This is a genomic window from Micromonospora arida (assembly GCF_003857035.1).
Classification (GTDB): domain Bacteria; phylum Actinomycetota; class Actinomycetes; order Mycobacteriales; family Micromonosporaceae; genus Micromonospora; species Micromonospora arida.
The window spans coordinates 1-4,810 of sequence record NZ_QGSY01000038.1; the positions used below are offsets into that span (position 1 = coordinate 1).

Sequence of the window (4,810 nt, forward strand, 5' to 3'; positions counted from 1 at the left end):
GGTTAGGGGTTTGGGGTACTCAGGCTGGCGGTGGCGGCGTCTCTGGCGGTTTCGCGGGGCATCAGGCGGCCGGAACGGTAGCCGATGCCGATCCCGGCGATCAGGACGAAGATCGCGCCGAAGGTCTGCAACGAGCCGATCAGGGCACCGCCGAGGCCGAGCAGCGGCGCGGCGATGATCAGCATGACGCCGTCACCGAGGCTGAAGGTGCCCGAGCGGGCCACCGCCCACCCGGTGAGGAACCAGCCCGCGCTGTAGAACGTCGCGCCGAGAAGGACCAGCGACCGCGCGGTGGCGCCGAAGACCGGCGTCTGCTCCTCGAACCCGGCGAACGGCAGCATCAGCACGGTGCCGGCGATGCTGACCAGCAGGCCGGCGGCGGCCACCCGGCGGCTGCGGGTCGCGGCCAGCAGCCCGGTGAGAGCCAGCAGCGCGAGCAGGCCGAGCCACACCGCGGCCACCCAACCAATCAGGTACACCGCCCGGCCGTCGGCCGGATAGGGGTCGTTGCCCACCCCTCCGTCGCTGGCCATCGCCACCGCGCCGTAGAGGATGGCGTACGCGGGCAGCAGCCAGACCGCCGCCCGCGCGAACCGACGCAACGACCAGGCCCAACTGGCGTTCGTGGCGGGGGCGCCCGGGGTCGGCTCGCCGACGAAGGGCAGTACGCCGAACCCGCCACCGCTGCGCCGGGAGCCCAGCGGGGCCACCGGGTCGTGCGCGCCGGGCACCGGGGCCGAGGACCACATCCGATTCACCGGATCCTTCATGCGTCACCTCGCTCGTCGTCGAGCGGTGCACCGACGCGCCGGGGCGCCCCGATTGCCTGGTCACCACCCGTCCTAGGACCGATCGTGGCAGGCGTCGGAGCGCCCCATGAGTCTTTCTCGTATTTAGCCGACCGGGCGGCCGGCGTACGGGATCAGCCGCGCTCGCGCTGGTCGGCCGGGTCCTCGACGAGGCTGGTCGGCGACACCGGCTCCGGTGCGGGCAGCCCCTTCGACCCCTTGCCGCCGGTGGCCTGCGCCTCGGCGACGCGTACCTCGTCGTGGATCTGCTGGGCGGCGTCCGCCGCGGCCTGCGCCGCCTCCGCGGCCTCGCGCTCGACCTGGCTCGCCTGGTCCGCGGCCTCCGGTGCGGGCAGATCCCCCACCATCTGGCTCAGCCCACCGAGCGCGCCACCCATCCCCTCCAGGGCCTTGGTCAGCTCGGCCGGGACGATCCAGACCTTGTTCGCGCTGCCCTGGGCGATCTGCGGCAGAGCCTGCAGGTACTGGTAGGCGAGCACCTTCTGGCTCGGGTTGGCCTGGTGGATCGCGTCGAAGACCGTCCGAATCGCCTTCGCCTGACCCTCGGCCTGCAGGATCCGGGCCTGCCGGTCACCGTCAGCCCGCAGCACCGCCGACTGCTTGTCACCCTCGGCGGTGAGGATCACCGACTGCTTGTGCCCCTCGGCGGTCAGGATCGCCGCACGGCGGTCCCGCTCGGCGCGCATCTGCTTCTCCATCGAGTCGCGGATGCTGGCCGGCGGCTCGATCGCCTTGATCTCGACCCGGGTCACCTTGATGCCCCAGCGGCCGGTGGTCTCGTCGAGCACACCCGAGAGGTGCCGGTTGATCTCGTCCCGGCTGGTCAGGGCCCGCTCCAGATCGAGCGAACCGATCACGTTACGCAACGTGGTGACGGTCAGCTGCTCGATGGCCTGGAGAAAGCTGGAGATCTCGTAGGTCGCCCGGACCGAGTCGACCACCTTGAAGTAGAGGACCGTGTCGATCGAGACCACCAGGTTGTCCGAGGTGATCACCGGCTGCGGCGGGAAGCTGACCACCTGCTCCCGCATGTCGACCTTGGTACGAACCGCGTCGATGAACGGCACCAGCAGGTTGAGGCCGGGGCTGAGGGTGCGCTTGTACTTGCCGAGCCGTTCCACCACGTCCTGACGTTGCTGCGGCACGATTCGCACAGCCTTGGCCAGCGTTATCACGGCGATCAACGCCACCGCGATCAGCACCACCCCGATTAAGGTCATTCCGTTCACCCTCTCGATTCCGGCAGCTCGCCGGCGGAAGAAACATCGTCCTGCCACACCAGGGCGGTAGCGCCCCGGACCTTTATCACCCGAACCCGTTGACCGGGGTCGTAGACCTGTGTCGTGTCGTACGACCGGGCGCTCCACAGCTCACCGTCGATCTTGACGAGGCCCTGCTCGGCGTCCACCCGTTCCAGCACCAGCGCCGTGGAGCCCTCGATCGCCTCCACGCCGAACGGCTGCTCGCCACTCTCCAACGCGGAGCGGCTGTGCCGCCGGATAACCGGTCGGACCACCACCAGGCTCAACGCCGACACCACCGCGAAGACCAGCGCCTGCACGGCGACCGGCGCGCCCAGGGCGGCCGCACCGGCGGCGGCGAACGCACCGACCCCGAACATGATCAGAAATAGCGTCGTCGTGAAAATCTCGGCGACGGCCAGCAGCACACCCAAAACGATCCACACCACGGCGTCCACCACCCAATCGTGACACGCAATTGCACGCGCGACCTCCCCGCGAAGATCAGTAGGCTCTGCGAGACCCTTTCCGGCCCGTCAGAAACACCACGAATCGGCGGCCCGACCCGAGGAGATCCCGTTGACACTGCTCCCCGAGACCGCCCGACAGATCGACACCCGGGTCGCCCAGGCACAGGCCGACGGCCACACCCCGTCGCTGGTGCTGGGCGTGGTCCGCGACGGCACGCTGGCGCACGTGGCCGTCGCCGGCGAAGACCCCCACCCGGATGTCGACCTGCAGTACCGGGTGGGCTCGATCAGCAAGACGATGACCGCCACCCTGATCATGCAGTTGCGCGACGCCGGCCGACTGGCCCTGGACGACCGACTGGAGCAGCACCTGCCGGGCACCGGTGTGGGCGATCTCACCCTGCGCCAACTGCTCGGGCACGCCAGTGGCATGCAACGCGAACCCGAGGGCGACTGGTGGGAGCGGGCGGCGGGCGTCGATCTGACCACCCTGCTCGCCGACGTCGGCGCCGACAAGATCGCCTACCCGCCGCACCGCGCGTACCACTACTCAAACCTGGCGTACGGGCTGCTCGGCGGGTTGCTCGAACGGCTCACCGGGACACCCTGGGCCGACCTGCTCGACGAACGGATCCTCACGCCCCTGGGCCTGCGTCGCACCACCTACGCGGCCACCGAGCCGTACGCCCGCGGCTACGTCGTCCACCCCTGGCACGGCACGCTGCGCGAGGAACCCCGCACCGACACCGGCGCCATGGCCCCCGCCGGGCAGCTCTGGTCGACGATCGAGGACCTCGGCCGCTGGGCCGCGTTCCTGGCCGACCCCGACCCGTCGGTGCTGGCCGCCGAGACGCTGACCGAGATGTGTGCCCCCGTGGTGATCAGCGACCTCGACTCCTGGACCGGCGGGCACGGCCTGGGGCTGGAGCTCTACCGCGACGGCGAGCGCGTGTACGTCGGGCACGGCGGCTCGATGCCCGGGTACGTGGCCGCCCTCGTGGTGCACCGGCCCACCCGCACCGCCGTGGTCGCCTTCGCCAACTCGTACGGCTTCCCGATCACCGGGCTCGGCCGCCAGCTGCTGACCACCGTGCTGGACGCGGAGCCGGCGTTCCCGCAGCCGTGGCGGCCGGCCACCGCCGCGCCGGATGCCGAGTCGGCCGAGCTGACCGGCCGCTGGTGGTGGATGGGCACTTCGCTGGACCTGACCTGGGACGCGGGTGACCTGGTGGCCCACGTACGCGGCGAGCGGGTGAGCCGGTTCACCGCCGAGGGAACGGACCGCTGGCGGGGACGTTCCGGCCCGGAGAACGGCGAGGTCCTGTCGGTGCTGCGCGACGACAGCGGACGGGCGGCGGCGGTCGACATCGCCACGTTCGTCTTCACCCGCAGCCCGGACGAGGTCCCCTGACCCGTGGGAAGGATCGGGCGGGTCAGGGGGCTTCGGTGACGAAGTCGATGAGGCGTTCCATGGCGTTGATCAGAGGGGTCTCCACGTCGGCGAAGCTGTTCACCCGGGACAGGATGTGCCGCCACATGTCGGCCGGCTCAGCCACGCCGAGGGCCGCGCAGACCCCCTCCTTCCACGGGCGCCCCGGCGGCACCACCGGCCAGGCCGCGATGCCCAACGCGGCCGGCTTCACCGCCTGCCACACGTCCACGTAGGGGTGCCCGGTCACCAGCACGTGCGGCGAGTTCACCCGGGCGACGATCCGGCTCTCCTTGCTGCCCGGCACCAGGTGGTCGACGAGCACGCCGAGTCGGCGGGTCGGGCCGGGGCCGAAGTCGCGTACCTCGGCGTCGAGGGCGTCGATGCCGTCCAACGGCTCGACCACCACGCCCTCGATCCGTAGGTCGTCGCCCCAGATCCGCTCGACCAGAGCGGCGTCGTGGATGCCCTCCACCCAGATTCGGCTGGCCTTCGCCACCTGGGCCCGCACGTTGTCCACTGCGACCGAGCCGGACGCGGTCCGCCGACGGGCCGTCGGCACCGCCGCCCGGGTCGGGCGGCGCAGCGTCACCGGGCGGCCGTCGAGCAGGAACGCCGCCGGCAGCAGCGGGAAGTTGCGCCGTTTACCGTGCCGGTCCTCCAACACCACCGCGCCGGCCTCGAAGCCCACGACCGCTCCGCAAAACCCGGAGTCGGCATCCTCGACCACGAGATCCGGTTCGGCGTCCACCTCGGGGGTGACCTTGCGCCGTCGCCAGTCGCCCGCCAACACGTCCTCGCCGTATCGCCCCGCCATGTCGATCACGCTAAACCCAGCCCGCGCCCACCCCGGCCCCCGAC

5 protein-coding genes are annotated in these 4,810 nt (G+C 71.2%); 1 reads left to right on the top strand and 4 read right to left on the bottom strand.

What is annotated here, in order from left to right; translation table 11 throughout:
- Positions 1–2: 2 nt before the first annotated feature.
- The 3 genes from DLJ58_RS00450 to DLJ58_RS00460 all read right to left on the bottom strand — a co-directional run bounded on the left by DLJ58_RS00450 (position 3) and on the right by DLJ58_RS00460 (position 2,508).
- On the bottom strand, positions 3–770 hold the full coding sequence (locus tag DLJ58_RS00450) for a hypothetical protein (protein WP_124853344.1): 768 nt from the start codon (positions 768–770) through the stop codon (positions 3–5).
- A 152-nt stretch (positions 771–922) separates the two neighbouring features.
- Positions 923–2,029: an SPFH domain-containing protein gene (locus DLJ58_RS00455; RefSeq protein WP_124853345.1), complete on the bottom strand. Its 1,107-nt coding sequence runs from the start codon at positions 2,027–2,029 to the stop codon at positions 923–925.
- 5 nt (positions 2,030–2,034) lie between these two features.
- Entirely contained in the window at positions 2,035–2,508 is a 474-nt protein-coding gene (locus DLJ58_RS00460) for an NfeD family protein (RefSeq protein ID WP_124853346.1), read from the bottom strand.
- A gap of 121 nt (positions 2,509–2,629) precedes the next feature.
- Here DLJ58_RS00460 and DLJ58_RS00465 point away from each other — a divergent pair, with 121 nt between their 5' ends.
- Entirely contained in the window at positions 2,630–3,931 is a 1,302-nt protein-coding gene (locus tag DLJ58_RS00465; protein WP_124853347.1) for a serine hydrolase domain-containing protein, read from the top strand.
- A gap of 22 nt (positions 3,932–3,953) precedes the next feature.
- On the opposite strand, the gene DLJ58_RS00470 is transcribed toward DLJ58_RS00465, so the two are convergent.
- The gene (locus tag DLJ58_RS00470; RefSeq protein ID WP_124853348.1) at positions 3,954–4,766 is read right to left on the bottom strand and encodes a DUF3097 domain-containing protein; all 813 of its coding nucleotides are present in this window, start codon (positions 4,764–4,766) and stop codon (positions 3,954–3,956) included.
- Positions 4,767–4,810: the final 44 nt, after the last annotated feature.

Excerpts from the sequence above, each read along its gene's own strand:
- DLJ58_RS00450 (WP_124853344.1), bottom strand. The coding sequence starts at position 770 with ATGAAGGATCCGGTGAATCGGATGTGGTCCTCGGCCCCGGTGCCCGGC.
- DLJ58_RS00470 (WP_124853348.1), bottom strand. The coding sequence starts at position 4,766 with ATGGCGGGGCGATACGGCGAGGACGTGTTGGCGGGCGACTGGCGACGG.
- DLJ58_RS00455 (WP_124853345.1), bottom strand. The coding sequence starts at position 2,029 with ATGACCTTAATCGGGGTGGTGCTGATCGCGGTGGCGTTGATCGCCGTG.